At 51.0% G+C, this 23,690-nt stretch carries 15 protein-coding genes and 1 pseudogene; 6 read left to right on the top strand and 10 right to left on the bottom strand.

What is annotated here, in order from left to right; translation table 11 throughout:
- Window position 1 precedes the first annotated feature (1 nt).
- Complete coding sequence (locus tag K2H17_RS00695; RefSeq protein ID WP_300130203.1) at window positions 2-3,436, top strand: DUF4906 domain-containing protein; 3,435 nt, start codon at window positions 2-4, stop codon at window positions 3,434-3,436.
- Window positions 3,437-3,742: 306 nt separating this feature from the next.
- Here K2H17_RS00695 and K2H17_RS00690 read toward each other — a convergent pair whose 3' ends face one another.
- From K2H17_RS00690 to K2H17_RS00665, 6 genes and pseudogenes are all read right to left on the bottom strand, one after another.
- Window positions 3,743-4,237, bottom strand: coding sequence for a hypothetical protein (locus K2H17_RS00690; protein ID WP_300130200.1), 495 nt, complete (start codon window positions 4,235-4,237; stop codon window positions 3,743-3,745).
- Window positions 4,238-4,684: 447 nt separating this feature from the next.
- Window positions 4,685-5,704: a sugar kinase gene (locus tag K2H17_RS00685; protein ID WP_300130197.1), complete on the bottom strand. Its 1,020-nt coding sequence runs from the start codon at window positions 5,702-5,704 to the stop codon at window positions 4,685-4,687.
- A gap of 94 nt (window positions 5,705-5,798) precedes the next feature.
- Window positions 5,799-8,071: pseudogene (locus tag K2H17_RS00680) on the bottom strand (FAD-dependent oxidoreductase).
- 22 nt (window positions 8,072-8,093) lie between these two features.
- Entirely contained in the window at window positions 8,094-9,014 is a 921-nt protein-coding gene (gene kduI / locus K2H17_RS00675; protein ID WP_300130195.1) for a 5-dehydro-4-deoxy-D-glucuronate isomerase, read from the bottom strand.
- Window positions 9,015-9,052: 38 nt separating this feature from the next.
- A complete protein-coding gene (locus tag K2H17_RS00670) occupies window positions 9,053-10,474 on the bottom strand; it encodes a PTS transporter subunit IIC (RefSeq protein WP_300130193.1) in 1,422 nt (473 codons plus the stop codon).
- Window positions 10,475-10,826: 352 nt separating this feature from the next.
- Window positions 10,827-11,621 carry a gluconate 5-dehydrogenase gene (locus K2H17_RS00665; protein WP_123399076.1) on the bottom strand — a complete coding sequence of 265 codons (795 nt, stop codon included), beginning with the start codon at window positions 11,619-11,621 and terminating at the stop codon, window positions 10,827-10,829.
- A 283-nt stretch (window positions 11,622-11,904) separates the two neighbouring features.
- On the opposite strand from K2H17_RS00665, the gene K2H17_RS00660 reads away from it, so the two are divergent.
- The gene (locus K2H17_RS00660) at window positions 11,905-13,920 is read left to right on the top strand and encodes a fructose-1,6-bisphosphatase (protein ID WP_300130188.1); all 2,016 of its coding nucleotides are present in this window, start codon (window positions 11,905-11,907) and stop codon (window positions 13,918-13,920) included.
- 123 nt (window positions 13,921-14,043) lie between these two features.
- On the opposite strand, the gene K2H17_RS00655 is transcribed toward K2H17_RS00660, so the two are convergent.
- The 3 genes from K2H17_RS00655 to K2H17_RS00645 all read right to left on the bottom strand — a co-directional run bounded on the left by K2H17_RS00655 (window position 14,044) and on the right by K2H17_RS00645 (window position 17,841).
- Complete coding sequence (locus K2H17_RS00655; protein WP_300130186.1) at window positions 14,044-15,846, bottom strand: chloride channel protein; 1,803 nt, start codon at window positions 15,844-15,846, stop codon at window positions 14,044-14,046.
- Between the two features lie 25 nt (window positions 15,847-15,871).
- A complete protein-coding gene (locus tag K2H17_RS00650; protein ID WP_300130184.1) occupies window positions 15,872-17,185 on the bottom strand; it encodes a sugar transferase in 1,314 nt (437 codons plus the stop codon).
- Between the two features lie 83 nt (window positions 17,186-17,268).
- A complete protein-coding gene (locus tag K2H17_RS00645) occupies window positions 17,269-17,841 on the bottom strand; it encodes an L-threonylcarbamoyladenylate synthase (RefSeq protein WP_300130182.1) in 573 nt (190 codons plus the stop codon).
- A 266-nt stretch (window positions 17,842-18,107) separates the two neighbouring features.
- Here K2H17_RS00645 and asnA point away from each other — a divergent pair, with 266 nt between their 5' ends.
- The 4 genes from asnA (at window position 18,108) to K2H17_RS00625 (ending at window position 22,345) form a co-directional block, all read left to right on the top strand.
- Window positions 18,108-19,142, top strand: a complete 1,035-nt coding sequence (gene asnA, locus K2H17_RS00640) for an aspartate--ammonia ligase (RefSeq protein ID WP_300130180.1) — start codon at window positions 18,108-18,110, stop codon at window positions 19,140-19,142.
- A 322-nt stretch (window positions 19,143-19,464) separates the two neighbouring features.
- Complete coding sequence (gene dnaK, locus K2H17_RS00635) at window positions 19,465-21,369, top strand: molecular chaperone DnaK (RefSeq protein WP_300130177.1); 1,905 nt, start codon at window positions 19,465-19,467, stop codon at window positions 21,367-21,369.
- A 186-nt stretch (window positions 21,370-21,555) separates the two neighbouring features.
- Window positions 21,556-21,756, top strand: coding sequence for a hypothetical protein (locus tag K2H17_RS00630; protein ID WP_300130175.1), 201 nt, complete (start codon window positions 21,556-21,558; stop codon window positions 21,754-21,756).
- Window positions 21,743-22,345 carry a zeta toxin family protein gene (locus K2H17_RS00625; RefSeq protein ID WP_300130173.1) on the top strand — a complete coding sequence of 201 codons (603 nt, stop codon included), beginning with the start codon at window positions 21,743-21,745 and terminating at the stop codon, window positions 22,343-22,345. Before K2H17_RS00630 ends, K2H17_RS00625 begins: the two co-directional genes overlap by 14 nt.
- Window positions 22,346-22,432: 87 nt before the next feature.
- Here K2H17_RS00625 and K2H17_RS00620 read toward each other — a convergent pair whose 3' ends face one another.
- The gene (locus K2H17_RS00620; protein ID WP_300130171.1) at window positions 22,433-23,536 is read right to left on the bottom strand and encodes an ROK family protein; all 1,104 of its coding nucleotides are present in this window, start codon (window positions 23,534-23,536) and stop codon (window positions 22,433-22,435) included.
- Between the last annotated feature and the right edge of the window lie 154 nt (window positions 23,537-23,690).

Raw genomic sequence — 23,690 nt, 5'->3', positions numbered from 1 at the left:
CATGAAAGCAATATATTCAAAATCAATCAATATACTACTGCTGCTCCTGACGGGCATACTTTCATCTTGTGTCGATGATTTCGACCGCCGCAGCGACGTGTATGTCGATGGTGTCGCAGACATTGACGTAGAACTGACATACGAGGCCGAGGATTCACGGCAGCTGACTTCACGCGCCTATGAAGGGGGCGCTCCTGGCGACAAGATCAAGAACATCTCCTCGCTTGTCATGCTTGTCTATAAAGGCGACAACCTTTACGGACGCTACGTGGTCGTCAGCGATGGTTCCGAACCTGTCCATTCCGACATCTCGGATGTCAAGAACAGCAACGACCAGGACAACCGTCTCGATCCGGACGAAAACAACCTTACCGACAGCCGGACAGGCAAAGTCTCGTTCAAACTGCAACTCCAGTCCGCAAAGGATTACTACATCTATGCCGTTGCCAACATGGGCACTCTCCATGAGAAAGAATATCAGGAGGCCATCCTGACCCGCGACGGTCTGAAAAGCATCTCACGCTCCTGGGACACTGCCAACCTCGCCAACAACAGCGAGATGTTCGGCATCTTCTCCCTCCAGCCCGACCGCGGGGCTTCCGACAGCTCCCCGCTTGTTGTTTCGGCGACCACTCCGCGCCTCCACTGCTGGGTGCGCCGTCTTGCATCCAAAGTGACAGTGGCCTTTGACGGATCCGAACTTTACAACGATGTGCAGGTCTATGTAACCGACATCTATCTCAAGGACATCCCCAAGACCTGCTTTCTCGGCAAGCCAAACACTCCCGGCGAAGGAAGCGATGTCTCTGCCGACAAGCGTCACGACATCCCCAACGGTGTCTATGAGGACGGAGGCAAAATTACCGTTCAGAAGCTCCCTGACGATCCCAACTCGATCATCCCTCAGAACTGTCTGCATCTCTGCAACGACGAACACAGTTTCCTCGGTGCCTATGGAAACAGCGACCTGGAGGATGTCATTGATGCGACTCATGCCAACACCGCACCCTCGCTCTTCTTCTATGAGAACATGCAGGGCACCGGCAAATCAAAGCAGCAGGACGCAATCAACAACGACACCAAAGAGCCGGGAAGCGATAACAAGATCGACTTCCCCAATCCCGATATCGACACTGAGGGAACCGGATGGAAAGACGAGAAGCCCTTCGGCACTTATGTGGAAGTGAAAGGCTATTACCGCTGCACGACAGCCGACGGCCATGTCAGCTCCGGTCCGATCACCTATCGCTTCATGCTGGGACAGAACGTCACAACCGACTACAATGCCACCCGCAACACCCACTATCAGCTCACTCTCGCATTCAAAGGCTACGGCAATGATGCCGACTGGCACATCGAATATAAGGAAAAACGCGGCCTTTACGCCACTTCGCCCCAATATATCTCCTATCTCTACAACAAAAAGATGGTCACGACCATCAAGGTCGTAGGCCGCATGAAGCCCGGCTCCAAACTGAAAGCCCACATCATTGATGTCAGCGATCAGGAATATGATCCTGACAGCATTTCGACCTGGCGTCCCTGGGGCGATGGCTCAACTGCGTTTCCGAAAGTAAAAGGAACCAAAAGTGACGAATGGCCCGGTATCTCATATTATTATGAACAGTCAGTACATGGCGACGGACGCCATCAGGGCTTTCTTTCACTCCAACAGACAAGACTCACTCAGATCCCTCCGCCTTCCAAATATGAAGGTCAACCATCATGGAATGTACCATTTACGGAGGCACTTAAAGCAAGTCAGGACTATTACAAAGAACACAGCATCGGTGACCGCGAATATGAGATCGGCAATGATCAGTCAGACGCCTTGCAGGAGTTCGGATCCAATGACGACGGTGCCAATGGACAGCACACTGTGATTGTCAGCAAACGCAATCTCAGCGGTGAGCCGACCGAACGCATTTTCAAAATTCCGCTCTACACCCGCGCGAAAGAACTTGTCACCCGTACTGGCTACACAGGCAACAACCCCTACTATTCCTATCCGCGCAAGCAGAAGGTACGCTTCACGGCCTCCATCTGGAAAGACGAGATCAACGCCTATGCCGACACAACGTTTATCCTCGACATTGTTCAGGTGCGCCGAATCATCAATCCGAAAGGTGTCTGGCGCAAGTCCGGAAGCACCGAAGATTTCCATGTCACCCTGCTCCGCCTGTTGGAGGACAAGGAATCATCGGAATTCAAGGATTTCATCTCGGAGGGTGCCTGGAGCGCAGAGGTAATCACCGGCAGCGGAGTGATCACTCTGTCATCGACCCGCGAAGGCAGCGGCGATGACACTGCACCGCAGATTAATGTCAAGCGCATACAGGGTGCGACCGAAAAGCCGATCGACTTCAAGATCAACTTTACCGGGGCTGACGGATGTGCGATTGTCCGTGTGCGCTACCATAACTACACCTGCGAGCATGACATCTTCTGCCGCGAGGGCTATGATCCGATAGCGCTTGCTGACGGCACGGCCCATGACGGCAGACCTTATGCCAAATGGAGTTCCTTCAATGTAGACCATTTCGAAAACGGCAAAGCGATCCTGACCAATTCACCTCTCGACGAAGGCTCGCTCTTCCGTCGCAAATGCAACATCGCGATAACATCGGCGAATAATGCGAAATACCCTCGTCCGCGAGGCAACAACCGCTATATCCCAGGCCAATTCGATGTGATTGATGCGGCCGGCAACGCTAAAACGCTGCCATGGAATGAGATAAAGAATCCATGGCCTAATTCGCCAACCAAAGAAGGCGAAGTAATCACACATACATGGGATATCACTAATTCCGATTACCAGATTGCAAACATCGAGGATTATTTCCAATTGATGTCCAAGACCAATGATCTGTCATTCCACATAAACAAGGCTTACGGAATTGTTTATGGTGACGGAGCACGCGAAGTGAAAACAAAGCGTTCAGATGCCTACGGTTACCTTAAAAATGCAGCAGGCCGCTCAGAAAAAGGAATGATCGGAGTGATTGTCTATAATAGCCAGACAGCCGCCCAGATATTCTTCCCCTTGGGAACTGAAGCCGCCGGACGACGGAAAGGATCAGGCACTCCAGACGGTGCCGCAAACTGGCAAGGAAAATGGGATCCAAATCCGGCCAACAGAGACTATGCCGGAACTCTGCGATATAGTAGCCGAAGCGCCTATTACGGCTTTAGAACCACAGACGGGTTCAGTGATGTTGACAATGTCAAATATCAACCGATGTTCTATGACCTCTACCGTAGACCGGGCGCCGTTTACTGGGCATACAAATGGTGGTCAAATGGCAATGATGGCTTCAATCACTCCTCAGCCTTCGAAATGAACTTCTTTACAATGGGTTTTGAAGGTTTCCAGAATGGTGCGGCAACATCTGATGAAAAATCCGACGCCTGCTTCATCCGATTGGTTAAGAAATAAAAGTCTCTCTGCCTAAAGCGCCCCTGACTTTTCAATATAAGTCTGCAACGCCGATGTGAGCTAACAGCCGCATCGGCGTTGCTATTTCCTCATCCAATCACATTCCCCGCCGTGGATGTTGCAAAACCTGCCACAATTGGCTTTGGTAGTGAACGGGGGTGTTTGAGATCTGCCAGCGGGGGCAGGCTGGCCGCGTCAGCGGTCGGGAGAATCCAGGCCACTGCAAGGGCGCCGTAGGTGTCCGCAGCTGTGGTAAAACGCCATTCACCAACCCGACAGAGCGCCGTAGGTGCGAAACATATTGACCTACTGACGGGCCAGACGGCGCGTCAGACGGTTTGCCGCACGGTGTACCTCCTGCTCGTAGAGCCTGCGTTCGCGGCGGTTGCGGGGGACGAACGGCGCCGGATCTTCCGATTCTTCATCGCTCGCAACGTCCGCATTGTCCTTCACGGCTGTTTCCTGTTCTGCCCCGTTCGAGGCGGCTAAAACAGCAGCGAGCGCACTGAACTGCTTATCCATGCTCGCAGCCTTGTCTGAGGCACGCTGACGCGCACGGCGTGAACGCTGGAGAGCCTTGTCGATCTCCATGCGCAGCAGATTGAAAACCAAAATAACAGTAGTGTCAGAGCCGTTTGGAGGCAGAGAGCCGTCAGCCATATACCGGTCGATACAGCCCATGGTCTCCTCAGCGGCATCCTCGCGGCCTACGAGTCTCAGAGACTCCCTGACGCGGCTTGTGATCGTGGAATAGAATTTTTTTGATACCGGACACAGCGGTTTTCGGGTATGTTTTTTCATAGAGCAGTGAAATTTTGGAGATGGTGGTGATTATTTACTGCAAAGATACAAGCTCAAAAGCCAGGATAAGTGCGATAATGCGGAGCGGGTGAAAAATTTTTCCACGGTTTCGCACCTACGGCGCTCTGTTTCGTGAGGATGATTTTTTACCACAGCTGCGGACACCTACGGCGCCCTTGCAGTGGCCTGAAATCTCCCGACCGCTGACGCGGCCAGCCTGCCCCCGCCTCCACCCTCTTGTAGGGATGCTCCACGGAGCATCCGCCATTCCCGCGTGGTCCCCGGACTCGGTTTTCCCGCGTGAGACGGCTGCACCACGGTACAGCCCTACAAGTATGGAACGCCGCTCCACGGAGCATCCGCCTCCACCACAAACCGACATCCCGCAAACACAAAACGTCCCCGGCCATGACTGACCGAGGACGCCCTATATTGACAGAAGATGGATTAGCGCTGAACGCGACCGTTGGCGTTACCGCCGGCAAGAGACATGACTTCGTCAACAGAAACGAGGTTGAAGTCGCCGGGGATAGTGTGCTTGAGAGCAGAAGCTGCAACAGCGAATTCGAGAGCCTCACCCTGAGTAGGCATGGTGAGAAGACCGTGGATCACACCGCCTGAGAAAGAGTCGCCGCCACCGACACGGTCAATGATCGGGTTGATGTCGTAGCGCTTGCTTTCATAGAATTCCTCGCCATTGTAGATCATAGCCTTCCAGCCGTTGTGGGTAGCAGAGAATGACTCACGGAGAGTAGAGATGACATATTTGAAGTCGAATTCCTTGGCCATAGCCTTGAAGATGCCCTTGTAGCCTTCGGCGTTGGTTTCGCCGCCTTCAACGTCAGCATCGGGTTTGAAGCCGAGGCAGAGTTCAGCGTCTTCCTCGTTGCCGATGCAGACATCAACATACTGCATGAGAGGACGCATGATAGACTGAGCCTTTTCTTTGGTCCAGAGTTTCTTGCGGAAGTTGAGGTCAACAGAAACAGTCACACCGTGACGCTTTGCAGCCTCGCAGGCAAGACGGGTGAGTTCGGCAGCCTTGTCGCTGATGGCGGGAGTGATACCGCTCCAGTGGAACCAGTCGGCGCCTTCCATGATTGCATCGAAGTCGAAATCTTCGGGATCTGCCTCAGAGATAGCAGAATTTGCACGGTCATAGATAACCTTTGAGGGACGCATTGAAGCACCGGTCTCGCAATAGTAGATGCCTACACGGTCACCGCCGCGAGCGATGTGCTCAGTGTGGACGCCGTAACGACGGAGTGCGTTGACAGCAGCCTGGCCGATCTCATGTTTAGGAAGTTTTGACACGAAGTAAGCGTCATGTCCGTAGTTGGCGCAGCTGACAGCCACATTGGCTTCGCCACCACCCCAGATGACGTTAAAGTTATCTACTTGCACAAAGCGATTGTTCCCTTCGGGGGAAAGGCGGAGCATAATCTCGCCTAAAGTTACAACTTTCATAATTAATAAGTATGGTATTTAATTAGGTAAAATTTGATGATCTTCTATTTTATTCTTAATCTATACGAGTCACAACGAGTTGCCTTACGGCTGATCAGTCCAGACGTGTGTTGAGAATGATCTGTTCAAAGGCTTCGGACATTGATCTGGCAGCTTTACGGCCATCGCCCATTGCAAGAATGACCGTAGCCGCGCCTCTGACAATGTCGCCTCCGGCATAGATTTCGGGAGACGAAGACTTCATTGACGAAGCGTCGACAAGGATATTGCCGTTGCGGGAAAGGTCGACATCCGGAAGCGAAACCGGTGGATTGGGAAGGAAGCCGACGCAGACCACGGCCAGATCGACCTCAACATCTATGATGTCACCTTCGACCGGAACCGGAGTGCAACGGCCCGACTCATCAGGCTCGCCAAGCTCCATACGCTGCAATCTGACGGCTTTGAGAATGCCGTTTTCGTCAGCGATATATTCCAGCGGATTGTGGAGAGTGAGGAATTCGGCACCCTCCTCCTTCGCGTGACGGACCTCCTCCTGACGCGCGGGAATCTCAGACTCGCCGCGGCGGTAGATGATCATGGCTTTCTCGGCGCCAAGACGCAAGGCGGCGCGCACGGCATCCATAGCGGTGTTTCCGGCACCGATGACAGCCACTCGCTTCTGCTTGAGAGTTGCGACATTCTGACCGTAGATCTCATGCTGACTGAAATTCACACGGATCAGATATTCATTTGCCGTCATGACTCCCGGAAGATTCTCGCCGGGAATGCCCATGAAGCGCGGTTTGCCGGCTCCTGTGGCCACATAGATTCCCTTGAATCCCATCTCCTGGAGTTCATCGTAGGAAAGAGTCGTACCGATAAAGGTGTCTTTCACGAATTTGACACCGATGGCACGGAGTTTTTCAATCTCCGCGTCAACGACATGATCCGGCAGGCAGAACTGAGGGATTCCGTATTTGAGCACCCCGCCAAAACGGTCGAGCGCTTCAAAAACAGTCACATCATAGCCCCGCTTGGCCATGTCGCCGGCAAAAGCCAGTCCGGAGGGACCGGAACCGACAACGGCGATCTTTATCGCAGCGAAATAGGACGGAGCCTGCTGAGCGGGGGCTGTCTGTGAGAGTTCTGCGACAGATTCCTCCATCTGACGGTTATAGTCAGCCACGAAACGTTCGAGATGACCGATGGCAACGGGCTGTTTCTTCATCTTGTTGTAGATACAGCCGTGCTCACACTGCTTTTCCTGCGGACAGACACGTCCGCAGACAGCCGGGAGCACCGTTGTCAGTGACAAGACTTTCAGAGCTTCGCCAAAACGGCGGCGCTCGACGTTCTTGATGAATGCAGGGATGTTATTCGAAACCGGACATTCCTTCATGCATCCGGGATCGGGACAGTCGAGACAACGGCGCGCTTCAAGCACAGCCTGTTCGATCGAAAGGCCCTGATTGACTTCGTCGTCGCAATGAACACGGTAGGCCGCATCCATTTCCGGCATTTTCACCCGCGGCACAGCAGTGCGCTCTTTGGTCGTGAAGCGCTTGCGCAACTCTTCACGCCATTGTGAATCGCGGGAAATCAGATTGTTTTCTTCCATTGTCATACAAAATGGCGCTGACGGTTTTGCAATTGGTCAAAATCAACATGGTGGGCATCGAAAACGGGGCCGTCGATACAGGTCAGCATACGTTTGCCGTCGACCATGACCCGGCATATACCGCAAAGCCCTACTCCGTCAAGCATCACCATGTTCAGGATACAGCGTGTAGGGATTTCACGGACACGCGTACACTCGGCGATAGCCTTCATCATCGGAGTCGGTCCGGTCATTACGGTCAGGCCTACGTTCTCTTCTGTCAGCACCCGTTCGATGATCTCCAGAGTCGTAGCCTCGTCAGAGGAATGGAGCAACACATCGCTGTATGGCTCGACATTTGCCTTCAGACATGAGGTCTCGGAAGTGAACTCCGAGAGAATTGTCACGACTCTGTTTCCGGCCTCCTTGAGAGCCCGGATCACCGGAATGATCGGAACGAATCCAACACCGTCGCCACAGCAGACCACAGTCCCGTAATTTCCTATCTCGAAAGCCTGGCCCAAAGGACCGAGCACGTCGCCAATAACATAATCTTCGTGGAGCGAGCCGATCAGATCGGCCAGACGGGCACCTTTGTGGATTATGATCGTAAACGTGCCCTCGGCAGGAGAAGCATCGACGATTGTAAACGGGATGCGGGGGCAATCAGGAGTGAAACGCGCCATAACAAAATGACCGGCACGGGCCGAACGGGCGATAGAGGGATTCTCTATCACCACTTCGGCCGTGTATTCCGAATGTCGGACTATTTTCCTGATTCTATTCATAGTTCAGTATCAAAAAAACAGCTTACTGCATCTGAAGATAAGTGATCTTGTCCATGTCGCCATAGTCAAGATTCTCGCCGCCCATGCCCCAGATGAACATGTAGTTCGAGGTGCCTGCGGCTGCATGGATCGACCATTCGGGCGAGATGATTGCCTGCTCGTTCTGAAGCCATACAATGCGGTTTTCCTGAGGCTCTCCCATGAAATGGCAGATCGCATTGCCTTCGGGAACATTAAAGTAGAAATAGGCCTCGACACGACGGTCGTGAGTGTGGGCGGGCATTGTGTTCCACACGCTGCCGGGCTTGAGCTCGGTCAGACCCATCTGAAGCTGGCAGGGACCTTCCTCAAGGACATTGTTGACAATGAGCTGGTTGATCACACGGTCATTGCTCTCTTCCATTTTGCCTGCGGCAAAAGAGTTGGCTTTGAGCGAACCCTTGCGGCCGTCAATTGTGATGAGCTGGGTCTTGTATTCCTTGTGGGCGGGGGTTGAATTCAGGTAGAAGCGGGCAGGATTAGAGGCGTCCTTGCTTCGGAAGGTGATTTTCTGCTTTCCACGGCCAACGTAGAGAGCATCCTTGAAATGAAGCTCATATTCCTTGCCGTCGACAGTCACGATGCCGTCGCCACCGATGTTGATCACACCGAGTTCACGACGCTGGAGGAAGTAGTCGGCCTTCAGAGGATCGATTGTCTCCAGAACCATCTCTTTTGCAACGGGCACAACACCGCCATAGACCAGACGGTCATAGAGACAGTAGGTCAGATTGATCTTGTCTTCCTCCATCACCTTGGGCATCATGAAGTGCGAACGAAGCTGTTTGGTGTCATAATGCTTAACATCGTCGGGATGGCAGGCACGGAGGATAGTGTAGTCGGTCTGCGCGAAACCTGTAAGAGAAACGCTCATAAGGGCAAATGCTGTTAACAGTTTTTTCATATTTGTAAAATGCGATTTTATTTCTGAATTAGAGGATATTATTCGGTTGTCTGGATTTTATCGGAGTTCTTCGCAGCCATCTCACGCTGGTTGCGGAGAATCAGCACACGGTTCCATACCATCAGACCTGAGGTCATGATAACCAGAAGACCTGCACCTACCCACTTGAGGTTTTCGGTGCACTGATAGATGACCCAGGCAAGCGGACTGGATGCGAAATCGAGACTGCCTCCGTCGAATCCGGCAGGAATGGCGACTGCTGCATCACCCGTAGCGGCAAACACGTCTTTGGCTGCGAGTGTGAAGGCCGGCGCCAGGTTGGTGACCATATAAAGGCCCATTGTGAGCACGATCAGACCGATAATGAAGGTCTTGACAACATTGCCTTTGGTGAACGGAAGCACCAGGGGGAAGACATAGAACATGCCTGCCAGAGATGCAAGCGGCAGGAACTGGTTGCCCGGAAGGACAACGGCAAGGAGAAGAGTGACAGGGATGAGCAGGAGCGAAACCACGAGAGTTGTCGGATGGCCGATCACAAGCGCGGGGCTCATGCCGATGTTGAGACCGTCGGCACCCTTGAACTTGCGGGCGATCAGGCTGCGGGTAGCGTCGCTGATAGGCTTGAGGCCTTCAATGAAGAGCACGGTCACACGGGGAATGAGTTCCATGACGGCACCCATCTTTATACCAAGACCAAGGATATAGGGAATCTTGTCAACGATCTCAGCCCAGGTCTTGCAGGTGAGGCAGCCGATCACAATGCCGACAACTACACCGAGGAACAGGGGCTCGCCGAGAAGACCGAATTTCTTCTTCATGCCTTCGGCATCAATTTCCAGTTTCTCGATACCGGGGATTTTGTCAAGGCCTTTGTTGATAAGCCATGCGAAAGGAACGAAACCGCCGCAGAAAGGCTGAGGAATCGAGATTCCGTCCATATCCTTATAGAACGACTGGAATTTTTTGGCAGTCATGTCGGCGATGATCAGGGTGATGATATAGCACACGATCGCGCCGAAAAAGCCCCATACAAGCGATTCACTGGCAAAGTAGATCACTGCGCCGATGAAAGCGAAGTGCCAATAGTTCCACAGGTCGATGTTGACGGTGCGGGTTGTCTTGGTCAGGAGCATAAGCAGATTGACACCAAGGCAGACGGGGATGATGAACGCGCCGACAGCCGTGTTGTAAGCAACCGCGGCAGCAGCAGGCCAGCCCATGTCAAACACCTTCAGCTGGAGATCGTAGATCTTTACCACGGTGTCAAGCGCAGGGCCGAGGGCAGAGGTCAGAAGTGCGGTGACAATCGAGAGTCCGATGAAACCGACTCCGACTTTGAGACCTGACTTAAGGGCATCGCTGAAACGGATGCCGATGCAGACGCCAAGGATGGTGAAAATCACCGGCATCATGACAGCTGCGCCCAGGCCTATTATATACGAAAATACTTGTTCCATTTAAGAGTTTTTTAATAACAATAGCTAAAATCCAAGCGAAAGTTTTGAGGTGGATATGATTCTGAATTAAAGGAGGGATGGATGATTGGATTTTTTAGAGTATGTCTACTTTGGGCTTATGTTAAGATTTAGAGAATGTTTTCGAGCCAATTTTTAGATTTAGTGAAGAGTTATGGGGTTCCATAATGGCTGAACTAAAACTTAAAATTGACCGGAAAGAGCTATAAAGATTTAATAAAGTTAAAAGTAAACAACCTCTTAGTCAGAGAGCAGAGGTTACAGACACCCCTGCCCTATGATGCTATATATAAATATGTATATAATATACAGGATAATTCCTGTATACAATTCTTTACTTAGGCTGCTTGCCGATATAAGCCAGAATACCGCCGTCGACATAGAGAACGTGGCCGTTCACAAAGTTGCTGGCATCAGAAGCGAGGAACACGGCAGGCCCCATGAGGTCTTCCGGTGTGCCCCAACGGGCAGCAGGAGTCTTGGAGATGATGAACTGGTCGAAGGGATGGCGCGAACCGTCAGGCTGGATCTCGCGAAGAGGAGCGGTCTGGTCGGTAGCGATGTAGCCGGGGCCGATGCCGTTGCACTGGATGTTGTGTTCGCCATATTCCGAGCAGATGTTGCGGGTGAGCATCTTGAGACCGCCCTTGGCAGCAGCGTAGGCTGAAACTGTCTCACGGCCAAGCTCGCTCATCATCGAGCAGATGTTGATGATCTTGCCATGACCTTTCTTGATCATGCCGGGGATAACGGCTTTTGCGCATATATAAGGAGCGATCAGATCGACGTCGACAACACGACGGAAATCCTCGACATTCATTTCTTCCATCGGGATACGCTTGATGATACCAGCATTGTTGACAAGGATGTCGATTGTGCCGACTGTGGCCTCGATGTCTGCGACCATAGCCTTGACTGCCTCTTCGTCTGTAACATCGCAGAGATAGCCTTTAGCATCAATACCAAGTTCCTTATATGCTTTGAGACCGCGGTCCACAGTTTCCTGACGCGAACAGTTAAATACTATTTTAGCACCAGCCTCAGCATATGCCTGAGCGATGGCAAGACCAATTCCATAGGCAGCGCCGGTCACAAGCGCAACTTTGCCTTCAAGTGAAAAATTTACCATATTAGCGTTATTTATCTAAGGTTCTATGTATAAAGTATCTATAAGTTTCACATGGTTCCATAGGGAAATTCGGTCGTAAAATTAGCAATTTTAACACTATCCCACAAATTAAAGCACTTAAAACTTCTAAAATAGAAAATTTTGGAACTTTTATCCGGCCTGATAGGACTTATTCAATATATTTATGCTACATTTGTGATGTGTTCATTGCCTCATTGCGCATATCTGACACGATCAAAATTTCCACCAAGGGATAAATTCATACAAATCATACAGTACGACCATGTCGCCGATAGACAGCAAAACAAACGAACGGCAAGTTGAAAACGACCGTCGAATACTCGAATTGCTCGCGCAGACTTTCCCGAATATCAGCGCAGCAAGTACGGAAATCATAAATCTTGAAGCCATACTCAATCTGCCAAAAGGCACCGAACATTTCGTAGCCGATCTTCACGGAGAACACGAAGCGTTCCGACATATCCTGAAAAACGCCTCCGGCAACATCAAGCGCAAAGTTACCGATCTGTATGGCACGACAATGCGCGAAAGCGAAATCCGGCAGCTCTGCTCTCTCATCTACTATCCGGAAGAAAAGATGCAGATTGTCCATTCGACAGAAGAGAACATGGAGGATTTCTACAACATCACCCTCCACCAGCTGATCCGCGTCTGCCAGAGCGTATCGTCGAAATACACCCGATCAAAGGTCCGAAAGGCCCTGCCGAAGGAATTCGCCTACATCATCGAGGAACTTCTCCACGAATCGCGCGGCGAGTATGACAAGCAGGGCTATTTCAACCGGATTCTGGAAACGATCGTGACAACCGGCCAGGCCGATGCGTTTATAGTGGCGCTCTGCAAGGTCATTCAGAAACTGAGCATCGACCAGCTCCACATCCTCGGCGATGTCTATGACCGCGGACCGGGCGCACACCTCATCATGGACACCCTCTGCCATTACGGGAACTGGGACATCCAGTGGGGCAACCATGACATGCTCTGGATGGGAGCAGCGGCAGGCAACAAATGCTGCATCGCCAACGTCATCCGCGTCTCACTCCGCTATGCCAACCTGACCACTCTTGAGGACGGCTACGGCATCAACCTGCTCCCGCTGGCCACGATGGCAATGGAAGCCTATGCCGACGACCCCTGCACCGAGTTCGCTCCTAAGGTGGACGCGCAGCAGACCGAACATCCGGAAAAGACGCTGCGGCTCATGGCCCAGATGCACAAAGCGATTGCTGTCATCCAGTTCAAGCTCGAAGGCGCAATGACACTGAAACACCCCGAATGGGAAATGACGGACCGCAATCTGCTCCATCGCATAGATTTCGAAAAAGGGACAGTCGACATCAACGGCAAGACCTATGAGATGTGTGACATGAACTTCCCGACTATCGACCCGAAAAATCCCTACAAGCTGACCGAAGAAGAGGAAGAGCTGATCAACAAGCTGCACCACTCGTTTACTGTCAGCACCGGACTTAAACGCCACATCTCATGCCTTTTCAGCCACGGCTGCATGTATGGGATCTACAATTCAAACCTCCTGTTCCATGCCTCGATGCCGCTGAATGCCGACGGTTCACTCAAAGACGTGATGGTCAACAAGCAGAGATATCGCGGCCATGAGCTGTTCCATCAGATCGGCATGCTCGTGCGCTCGGCCTTCAATGACGACACCCCGGCTGCCGACAAGGACTATGCCCGCGACTATTACTGGTATCTCTGGTGCGGACCGGACTCCCCTCTCTTTGACAAGAGCAAGATGACCACTTTTGAACGCTACTTCATCAAAGACCCGGAAGCCCACAAAGAGGAAAAAGGCCATTACTACACCCTGCGGCAAAAAGAAGAAGTCTGCGACATGATTCTTGATGAGTTCAAGGTGGAAGGCTCGCAGCGCCACATCATCAACGGACACGTTCCGGTGCGCACCCAGAAGGGCGAAAGCCCGATCAGGGCCAACGGCAGACTGATGGTGATCGACGGCGGTTTTGCAAAAGCCTACCACAAGACAACCGGCATCGCAGGCTACACACTGATCTACCACAGCAGCAACTTCGAGCTCGTAGAACATGAGCCTTTCATCTCGGAAGAAGAAGCCATCAGAAGCGGAACCGACATCGTGCGTTCCACAAAAATGGTCGAACAGACTTCCCAGCGCATCCGCGTCCGCGACACTGACAAAGGGAAAATCCTGCAAAGCCAGATCGACGAACTGACCGAGCTTCTCTATGCCTTCCGCCACGGAATCATCAAGGAAAGCAATGCCGGAAAGATTGTCCTGTAAGAGACCTCCCGACAGAATCTTTATCGAATAAAAACGCGCCTGCCACATTGAATTTGCGGCAGGCGCGTTTTTCAGACTGTATATGTAAACGTTGGTTTGACAATAAGCTATTCCCGATCCACATCAGTCCTCCGAATAGTGGCGCAGGACACGGCGATAGGAATTGAAAATCTTGGATTTGGAGACAAAACCTACATATCTGCCATTCTCGACCACCGGCAGGTTCCATGCTCCGGTAGCGTCAAAGGCCTTCATGACAGCCTCCATGCTCTGCCCCACCTCGACCATTGCCGGAGGCACGGACATGAACTGATTGACATACATCCGTTTGTAAAGATCTGGTCTGAACATGATGTTACGGATCTCATCAAGAATCACGACTCCGATCAGACGTCCGTTGTCGCCGATGACCGGAAACAGATTGCGCGTCGAACGTGAAATAGCATTGACCATCTCTTTCAGGTTCATGTCAGGCCGGACTGACACAAAGTCAGTCTCTATGACATTGTCGATTTTCAGCAGCGTCAACACAGCCTTGTCCTTATGATGGGTAAGCAGCTTTCCTTCATGGGCAAGACGCATTGTGTAGATGCTGTAAGGCTCAAAGAATTTGATCGTCCCATAGGAGATAGCCGAGACAATCAGCAACGGGAGGAACAGCTCATAACCTCCTGTCAGCTCGGCGGTAAGGAAGATTGCCATCAGAGGTGCGTGCATTACGCCTGACATAACGCCGGCCATTCCCATCAGGGCGAAATTCTTGATCGAAAGATCAAGACCGAATACCGTATTGATAAAATAAGCGAAAAAGAATCCGGCCATACAACCGACATAAAGCGAGGGTGCGAAAGTACCGCCGACGCCGCCACCGCCGTTGGTTGCCGATGTCGCGAATGATTTCAGCAACACCAGAGCCGCGATGAAGCCAAGAATCCACCAGACGGAACCTCTGTCTTTATAAAATATGGAGCTGTTGACAATCGATTCCGTGTTTCCGCTCAGCAGATCAATGATCGAGGAATAGCCTTCGCCGTAGAGCGGAGGAAAAAGGAAGACCAGAAGAGCGACAATCGAGCCGCCGACAAGCATTTTCTTCCAGGGTGTCCCCAGTTTTCGAAACACTCCTTCCATCATATTCATCGAACGGGTAAAATAGAGCGACACAAAGCCGAGAAACAGTCCAAGAAGAATAGCATAGGGTATTCTGCCGGTCACAAAAGGCTCGCTCTGAAGGAAAAAGAATTCCGCATCATAGCCGGTGGCCACATACGAGACAGTTGCCGCAGTTATTGAGGCTATAAGCAGCGGCATCACTGATACTGTGGTCAGATCAAGCATCAGCACTTCCAGCGTGAAAAGCATCCCGGCGATCGGAGCTTTGAAAATTCCTGCAATACCGGCGGCAGCCCCACACCCGACAAGAATCATCAGGATTCGCGGCGAGAGCCTGAAAACACGTCCGAGATTCGAGCCGATAGCAGCTCCGGTGTACACGATCGGACCCTCGGCACCGACCGACCCGCCAAAACCGATAGTGATCGAACTGGCGATGACCGACGAATACATATTGTGGCGTTTCAACCGCGACTTGTTCTGGGAAATGGCGTAAAGCACACGTGTGACACCATGAGAAATGTTGTCACGCACTACGTATTTCACAAAAAGCATCGTCAGAAGGATACCGACTGCCGGATAAATCAGATAGAGAAAGCTACCCTCGTCGATATTTATATCAGAGGTCAGCGCACGGCTTATCAGATGGATCAGCGTTTTCAGCACAAGAGCTGCCACACCGGCCAGAATACCGACCAGAAGGGCCAGAATTATGACGAATGTTTTCTCTTTGATGTGACGCTCGCGCCACACCAGCAAGACCATAAAGGCATCCTGAAAACTTTTTGTGATGGAAGTAAAGAACAATTTCATCTCTTCATCTTTATTTGTATGATATTCAGACCCCTTCCCCTTTTATGATTGTCCTCAAAGTGTAGAACATGATTTTAAGATCGAGGGTAAGCGAAAGGTTCTGAATGTAAAGCAAATCATATTTCAAACGAAGCAGCATCTCCTCGACAGATGCAGCATAACCAAACTTGACCATGCCGAGAGATGTCAGCCCAGGCCTGACCTGATGGAGCAAAGTGCAGTATGGAGCGACCTCACGCATCTGCCTGAGGAAAAATTCTCGTTCGGGGCGCGGCCCGACCAGTGACATATCGCCCCGCAATACGTTCCACAGATTGGGGAGTTCATCAAGCCTGTATTTTCTCATGAAGCGACCGATACGCGTCACCCTCGGATCGTCCTCGGCAGAGAGCGCAGGGCCGGCCTTTTCGGCATCGACTTTCATCGAACGCAATTTATATATCCTGAACGGGGTGCGGTGCTGCCCGATCCGCTCCTGCGAATATATGACCGGTCCCTTTGATCCGAACTTGACAAGACAGCCAAGAATCAGCATGACCGGCATCGCCACAAGCAGTCCGATAGCCGAACCGACCACGTCAATGCTGCGTTTTACGGCGACAGTGGTTTCCGGAAGCATCAATGACGAAATATCCATCAGAGGCTCTGACAGCAGATTGTCATAGACTACTTTTGATGTCAGCAGGCGATATTCATCAACCGACACTATGATCGGGCAATCCAAAAGATATAGCTCACAGATGATTTTCATCCATCTGTCCTGAGGAAGAGCTGACAATGACAGAATAAAACCGTCGGCATGTTGCCCCTCCAGCTGACTCCGGAAATAAGCATGCGTATAGACCGCACCGTCAGCAGACCAGTCTGTCAGCGGAATCGTCCCGACAATCTCCTTGGAACATCTGGCGGCATCCCGCTTCAGAGTGCCGGCTTTAGCGCCATCGCCGAGCATGAGCAATTTCTGCCGACGCGAATGGTGAGAGAAATAGGATTTTATCAGCGATGTCACCAGTAACCTGGAGCAAAAGACCGGAACAAACATACAGCTGAAAAGAATCAGCAGCAGTTCGTAATTGTGTATACGCCGCGGCAATACGTCGTTCAGCAGCACGACCATGAAAAATATCACCGAACCGATGGCCACACAACACATTGTATTCAGAAAATCCCTGATCCTCGATTTGTTCAGGACATTGACATAATAGCCGGACACACAATACAAAGCCAGCATCATCACCGGAAACAAGACCAGCGTCAGCCGTAAACCCGGAGAATTCACAAAAGCCCAGAATCCGGAATAGATATTCTGCAAAGGCCCGATCATGAAAAAACGTGCCAAAGTGAAAACTACCACTCCGACAAGCGTTGACAGATAATCCGCGCCAACATAAAAACTCCTTAGAGCATAACTGACCCTGGCCTTCACGGACGTATAACTGTAACGGAGCCGTCAGGCTCTATTTTTATTATTCTTGAAGGCTGTGCTTTGATCCGGTCATCACGCCGCGCCTCCACCACATAGTCGGCAGCATTAAGAATTTCCTCGGAGATTTCACTGTAAAGCGCCGGAGCCGGACATCCGCTTATGTTGGCCGATGTCGAGACAATCGGCCTCCCTAAGCCACGGCATATCGCCGCCGACACCGCCTCTCTTGTCAGGCGCATCCCGACACTTCCGTCCTCGCCGATCAGTTCAGGCGCAAGTCCGACTGCTTTGGGATAAATGACCGTTGTCGGCCGCTCTGATTCGTTGGCCAATTCACGTGCTGAGACACCATCCGATGTCGTATAGCGGGAAATATCCTCTTCGTCAGCGACAAGAGTGATCAGCGCTTTCGAATCCGCACGTCTCTTTATTTCAAAAACCTTGCGCACAGCTTCTGAATTACAGGCATCACAGCCTATCCCCCAGACCGTATCTGTCGGATAGACAATGATCCCCCCTTTGCGGAGAGCAGCAACTGCTGACGAAATATCTTGATCTAAATTTGTCACTATACAGGGTCGATTGAAACGTTTGTTTATGCAAATTTAATTTATTTCTTTCTATTACACCACTTATATAATGACTAATTCAAAAAAAATATCTCCTGCCGCCCCACCGCAAAACAAGTTCTGCAATAGAAAAATGCAGGACGGAATCATACTAAATTATCATTTTGATAACAAAATTATAAAAATTATTGCATTTTGCTTGCATAATAAAGTTTTTACCACTATCTTTGCCACATATCAATACGACATCATATCAACATTGAATCATGCCACTTATCATTCCTGAAAAATATCATCGCAAATTGCTACCGGAAACAACAGAAGTAGCAATCAAAATGGTCAAAGACACATTCCAGACCATTTTTGCACGCGAGTTGAAACTGCGCCGTGTGACCGCACCCCTATTTCTCCTGACAGGAACAGGACTCAACGACAATCTCAACGGAGTGGAAGAAGCCGTATCATTTAAGATTGACGCCATGGGAGGACGCAAGGCCGAAGTGGTCCACTCACTCGCAAAATGGAAGCGCTATAAACTTGGCGCATACAACATAGCCCCAGGCTACGGCCTTTACACCGACATGAACGCCATCCGGACTTTCGAAGACCTTGACAACATCCATTCGCTCTATGTCGACCAATGGGACTGGGAAAAAACAATCCGGAAAGAAGACCGAACTCTGGCCTATCTGAAACAGACTGTACGAACAATCTATAAAACTCTGCTTGAAGTCGAACAGACCGTCTATGAAAAATTCCCACACATAACCCCAGTCCTTCCGCCGGAAATAACCTTCGTGCATGCAGAGGAACTTGCCAGGCTTTACCCCGACAAAACACCGCGCGAAAGAGAGACAATCTGCGCCCGCGAACACGGAGCCATATTTATTATAGGTATAGGGGCACCACTCAGCGACGGCCAGCCCCATGACGGACGCTCTCCTGACTATGACGACTGGATCAGCACCAACGAAGAAGGCTTTCAGGGCCTAAACGGCGACATCATCCTCTGGAATCCGGTCCTGAACATCCCCTTTGAAATCTCGTCAATGGGCATCCGCGTCAGTCCGGAATCGCTGCGCGAGCAGCTTGAACTCCGCCAATGCACCGAGCGCTCCTCTCTGACATTCCACAAAATGCTGCTTGAAGGCAAGCTACCCTACTCCATCGGCGGAGGCATCGGACAGAGCAGGCTCTGCATGTTCCTGCTTCACAAAGCCCACATCGGAGAAGTACAAGCCTCAATCTGGCCCGAAGAACAGATAACAGCCTGCGCAGAAGCAGGCATAGAATTGCTTTAGTCAAAACCACTATGGTTAATTTTCAAAAGTTACTAAAATATACAAAACCCTAACATCTTTTTTACACATAGTAATCAGCGGTCTGCCTTTACGCATCTGTCGTATTGGCAGACCGTGTCAGTTATTATGGCAGTGTACAGAACACACAAAATACAATGATCATTAAGCATTTACAATTCCCACAACCTTTTTGGCACAAAATTTGTTACATAATTGGATGTCGGGCGACAGAAGTGCAGACCCAATAGGCTGCTCCGCCTGCAAACCCGATGACAGAAAATAAACAATAATCAAAAAAATAAAACATAAAATTATAATCATTATGGGAAAAATTATTGGTATTGACCTTGGAACAACCAACTCCTGCGTTTCAGTCCTTGAAGGCAACGACCCCGTCGTTATTCCTAACAGCGAAGGCCGCAACACGACACCGTCAATTGTCGCATTTGTGGACGGCGGCGAACGTAAAGTAGGTGACCCCGCAAAACGTCAGGCCATCACAAACCCCAAACGCACAATCAACTCGATCAAGCGTTTCATGGGTGAGACATACAACCAGGTTGAAAAAGAAATCGACCGCGTACCTTACAAGGTTGTACGCAGCGACAACAATACACCCCGTGTCGACATCGACGGTCGCGAATACACTCCTCAGGAAATCTCGGCCATGATCCTTCAGAAAATGAAGAAAACCGCCGAAGACTATCTGGGCCAGTCAGTGACCGAAGCCGTCATCACCGTCCCCGCATACTTCAACGACTCTCAGCGTCAGGCCACAAAAGAAGCAGGCGAAATCGCAGGCCTCACCGTAAAGCGTATCGTCAACGAACCGACAGCCGCAGCCCTCGCCTACGGTCTTGACAAATCAGACAAAGACCAGAAGATCGCAGTATTCGACCTTGGCGGCGGTACTTTCGATATCTCCATCCTCGAACTCGGCGACGGTGTGTTTGAAGTAAAATCCACCAACGGTGACACCCACCTTGGCGGTGACGACTTCGACCACGTAATCATCGACTGGCTCGCCAACGAATTCGAAAAAGAAGAAGGCATCGACCTCCGCAAGGACGCGATGGCCCTCCAGCGTCTTAAAGAAGCTGCCGAAAAAGCAAAAATCGAACTTTCGTCGACAACTTCCACCGAAATCAACCTCCCCTACATCACTGCTACTGCAACAGGCCCGAAGCACCTTGTGAAGACCCTCACACGCGCTCAGTTCGAGCAGCTCGCCGACAACCTCATCCAGGCAACCATCAAACCCTGCGAACAGGCTCTTAAGGATGCAGGCATGACCCCGAAGGACATTGACGAAGTCATCCTCGTCGGCGGATCAACCCGTATCCCCGCAATCCAGCAGGTGGTTGAAAAATTCTTCGGCAAAGCTCCTTCAAAGGGCGTAAACCCCGACGAAGTCGTAGCCGTAGGTGCAGCCATCCAGGGCGGTGTGCTTTCAGGTGATGTCAAAGACGTCCTCCTTCTTGACGTTGTGCCTCTGTCAATCGGCATCGAGACCCTCGGCGGCGTGATGACCAAGATGATCGAAGCCAACACAACCATCCCGACCCGCAAGAGCGAGACCTTCTCTACCGCAACTGACAACCAGCCCTCTGTTGAGATCCACGTCCTTCAGGGCGAACGCCCGATGGCCAAAGACGACAAGACTCTCGGCAAATTCCACCTCGACGGAATCGCACCCGCACCCCGTGGTATCCCGCAGATCGAAGTCACCTTCGAAGTCGACGCCAACGGCATCCTCAACGTATCTGCCAAGGACAAAGCAACCGGCAAAGAACAGAGCATCCGAATCGAAGCATCAAGCGGCCTGACCGACGCCGAAATCGAACGCATGAAGAAAGAAGCCGAAGCCAACGCCGCTGCTGACGCGAAGGAAAAGGAAAAGATCGACAAACTCAACCACGCCGACACAGTCATCTTCCAGACCGAAAAGCAGCTTCAGGAACTCAGCGACAAGATCCCCGCTGACAAGAAAGCTCAGATCGACAATGCCCTCAACAAACTGAAAGAAGCCCACAAGGCACAGGACATCGCAGCCATCGACTCTGCAATCACCGAAATCCAGAACACCTTCGGTGCCATCCAGCAGGAAATCCTCAACGCCCAGCAGGCAGCAGGCAACGCCCAGGCAGGTCCTACCCCCGGCGCCTCACAGGCAGGCAACCCCGGCGAAGGCCACGTCGACGACGTAGAATTCGAGGAAGTGAAGTAACCCCTCAATTCAGAAATATCTAAATCCATATAAATGGAGTGTAGCCCCCAAGTTACACTCCATTTTTCTTTTTAGCTGAAATGCAATGAAAATTTAGGCAGAAAATCCTTTTTGATAGGATTAGACTCTTACATTTTTACTAACTTTGGCGTTGAATAATAAAAATAGATTATGTCGGAAGCTGAGATGAATAGTTATCGACTGACGTCGATGGAAGAGCCGGGCGATGAGCGCATGGCACAGATTATGCGTGAGGTTGCCGAGGATGCCCGCGAAAGCACCCGCCGGGCAGCAGAGCGTGTAGCTGCCGGTATTGAGGCTGCTACGCAGGCGGCACAAGAGAAATGGGGCGATGCCATAAACAGGATAAAGAATGGCAGCAAGTAATCATCGCCCTGTTCTGATTGTGATTGCCGGTCCCAATGGGTCGGGCAAGACATCCGTGACCTCCAAAATTTTGCATCATGAATGGCTGGAGGATTCGGAATATATCAATCCTGACAATGTCGCCCGCGATGTGTTCGGCGACTGGAACAATCAGGCATCAGTTCTCCAAGCAGCCAACTATTGCAATGAATGGAGAGAAAAATGTCTTGCCGAACGCAAGAGCCATATCTTTGAGACTGTGATGTCGGCTACCGATAAGGTGGATTACATCCTCAGAGCGAAAGAAGCCGGATTCTTCATCCGTCTGTTCTTTGTTTCCACTGAATCGCCGACAATAAATGCGAAGCGTGTCGCTCAACGAGTGTTGGATGGAGGACATGATGTGCCAATTCCAAAAATTATATCCCGCTACGACAAGTCCATAGCCAACTGCAAAATCCTATCTGCGATAGTTGACAGACTCTATGTCTATGACAACTCAATCGAGGATGCGGAAGCCCGCCTTTTGTTTCGCCTGAGCGACGGAGAGCTTGCGAAACGCTATGTCGAAGAGCTTCCCAATTGGGCTTCAAACATCCTCCCGGAATAGAAAACGATAATCATTCTTTTGAGTTTGAATACAACTCGCCTAAAGCCGGAGGCATATCCTTGCGGAGAGACATATACCTTGGTCTGACTACTCCGCAATGTCAAGTTCCGACAGCGCAAACGTATATGCCCCGATGGAAATAGCCTTGCTTGCACCCAGTTTTGAAATGCAGATACCGACGCGCTTCATCGTGTCAAACTGAACACATCGGTCCGTTCCCGGAATCTTGACCTCTTTGACTTCACCTTTGGCAAATTTTTCAAACTCCGAAGGGTTGTCAAGATCAAAAACCTCCATTTGCAGCCGTCTCACACTTTCTCCGTTAAGATTTCGCAACTCAGAGCGCAACTCTCCCAACAGCGCAGGCATGAAAAGACCATGAGAAGCTGTTATTCCTCCACCAAGCACGATTATACCATCAACCAGCGAAGCCGCCGATGCAATAGCATCTCCGGCAACCTCTCCCATCAGTGCGAAAGACTTCCTGGCCGCCTCTCGGTCGCCCTCCTTCAGCCCAAGCGCGATCTGACTTATATCCTTAGGCGACAGACTGCCATCGCCATCACCGGAGAGCGAAGCGTATGCCGACGTTAGCGCCCTGACACTCACCCCTGCCTCCGCAATCAGCGACGGATCATGCTTGTGTCTGAGACAAAAAGTCTCGACGCATGAATTATCACCTCTGTTAAGCCTGCCGTTAACAACCATTCCGACACCAAACCCGGTGCCGAACGTATAACCAAGCAGATTCTTATAACGTTTAGTGCTCCCTGACGCTTCAAGCCGCCTGTTAATCTCAGGCAACACACCACACAGAGCCTCGCCATAAGCAAAAAGATCTCCGTCATTATTGATGAATACCGGCAGTGAAAAGCGCTCTTCGAGGAAAGCCTTCAGCGGAACACCGTCACGGAACGATGGAAAATTCGGCAAAAAGCCACCTATTATACCGTTCGCATAATCCGCAGGGCCCGGAAACGCAAAACTTATGGCCACCGGAGGCTCATCAAGATTGCGGATCACTTGTCGGAATCCCTCCACCATTGTCTCAAGACACAGAGACAGATCCTCAGGATGTGCGGCAAGAGAAAACGGAGACACTATGAATTCACATCCCCTCATCGCGGAGAACACAAAATTGGTTCCTCCGGCATCAAGGGTAACAACTGTTCGTCTATCGTCAATATACATAATCGAATAAATCTGTCATTAAAAGGCCTCAAAAAGATATACACACCAAAACACCGGCGCCTGGGCCTATACATTATATATATAACGATGATTCTAAAGAAAACATTGCCATCGGCAATAGTTTTGTCGATGCTTAACAGACCCGATCAGCAAT

This window comes from Duncaniella sp. (genome assembly GCF_029054785.1).
GTDB lineage: Bacteria > Bacteroidota > Bacteroidia > Bacteroidales > Muribaculaceae > Duncaniella.
Note: the sequence above shows the minus strand (reverse complement) of the source record. Positions and strands in the feature narration are given on the sequence as shown.

Bases quoted from the DNA above. Each gene is read 5' to 3' on its own strand.
- K2H17_RS00665 (WP_123399076.1), bottom strand. From the start codon at position 11,621: ATGGTAAATTTTTCACTTGAAGGCAAAGTTGCGCTTGTGACCGGCGCT.
- kduI (WP_300130195.1), bottom strand. From the start codon at position 9,014: ATGAAAAAACTGTTAACAGCATTTGCCCTTATGAGCGTTTCTCTTACA.
- K2H17_RS00630 (WP_300130175.1), top strand. From the start codon at position 21,556: ATGAATAGTTATCGACTGACGTCGATGGAAGAGCCGGGCGATGAGCGC.
- K2H17_RS00625 (WP_300130173.1), top strand. From the start codon at position 21,743: ATGGCAGCAAGTAATCATCGCCCTGTTCTGATTGTGATTGCCGGTCCC.
- K2H17_RS00670 (WP_300130193.1), bottom strand. From the start codon at position 10,474: ATGGAACAAGTATTTTCGTATATAATAGGCCTGGGCGCAGCTGTCATG.
- K2H17_RS00620 (WP_300130171.1), bottom strand. From the start codon at position 23,536: ATGTATATTGACGATAGACGAACAGTTGTTACCCTTGATGCCGGAGGA.
- K2H17_RS00685 (WP_300130197.1), bottom strand. From the start codon at position 5,704: ATGAAAGTTGTAACTTTAGGCGAGATTATGCTCCGCCTTTCCCCCGAA.
- asnA (WP_300130180.1), top strand. From the start codon at position 18,108: ATGCCACTTATCATTCCTGAAAAATATCATCGCAAATTGCTACCGGAA.
- K2H17_RS00695 (WP_300130203.1), top strand. From the start codon at position 2: ATGAAAGCAATATATTCAAAATCAATCAATATACTACTGCTGCTCCTG.
- K2H17_RS00660 (WP_300130188.1), top strand. From the start codon at position 11,905: ATGTCGCCGATAGACAGCAAAACAAACGAACGGCAAGTTGAAAACGAC.
- K2H17_RS00655 (WP_300130186.1), bottom strand. From the start codon at position 15,846: ATGAAATTGTTCTTTACTTCCATCACAAAAAGTTTTCAGGATGCCTTT.
- dnaK (WP_300130177.1), top strand. From the start codon at position 19,465: ATGGGAAAAATTATTGGTATTGACCTTGGAACAACCAACTCCTGCGTT.
- K2H17_RS00690 (WP_300130200.1), bottom strand. From the start codon at position 4,237: ATGAAAAAACATACCCGAAAACCGCTGTGTCCGGTATCAAAAAAATTC.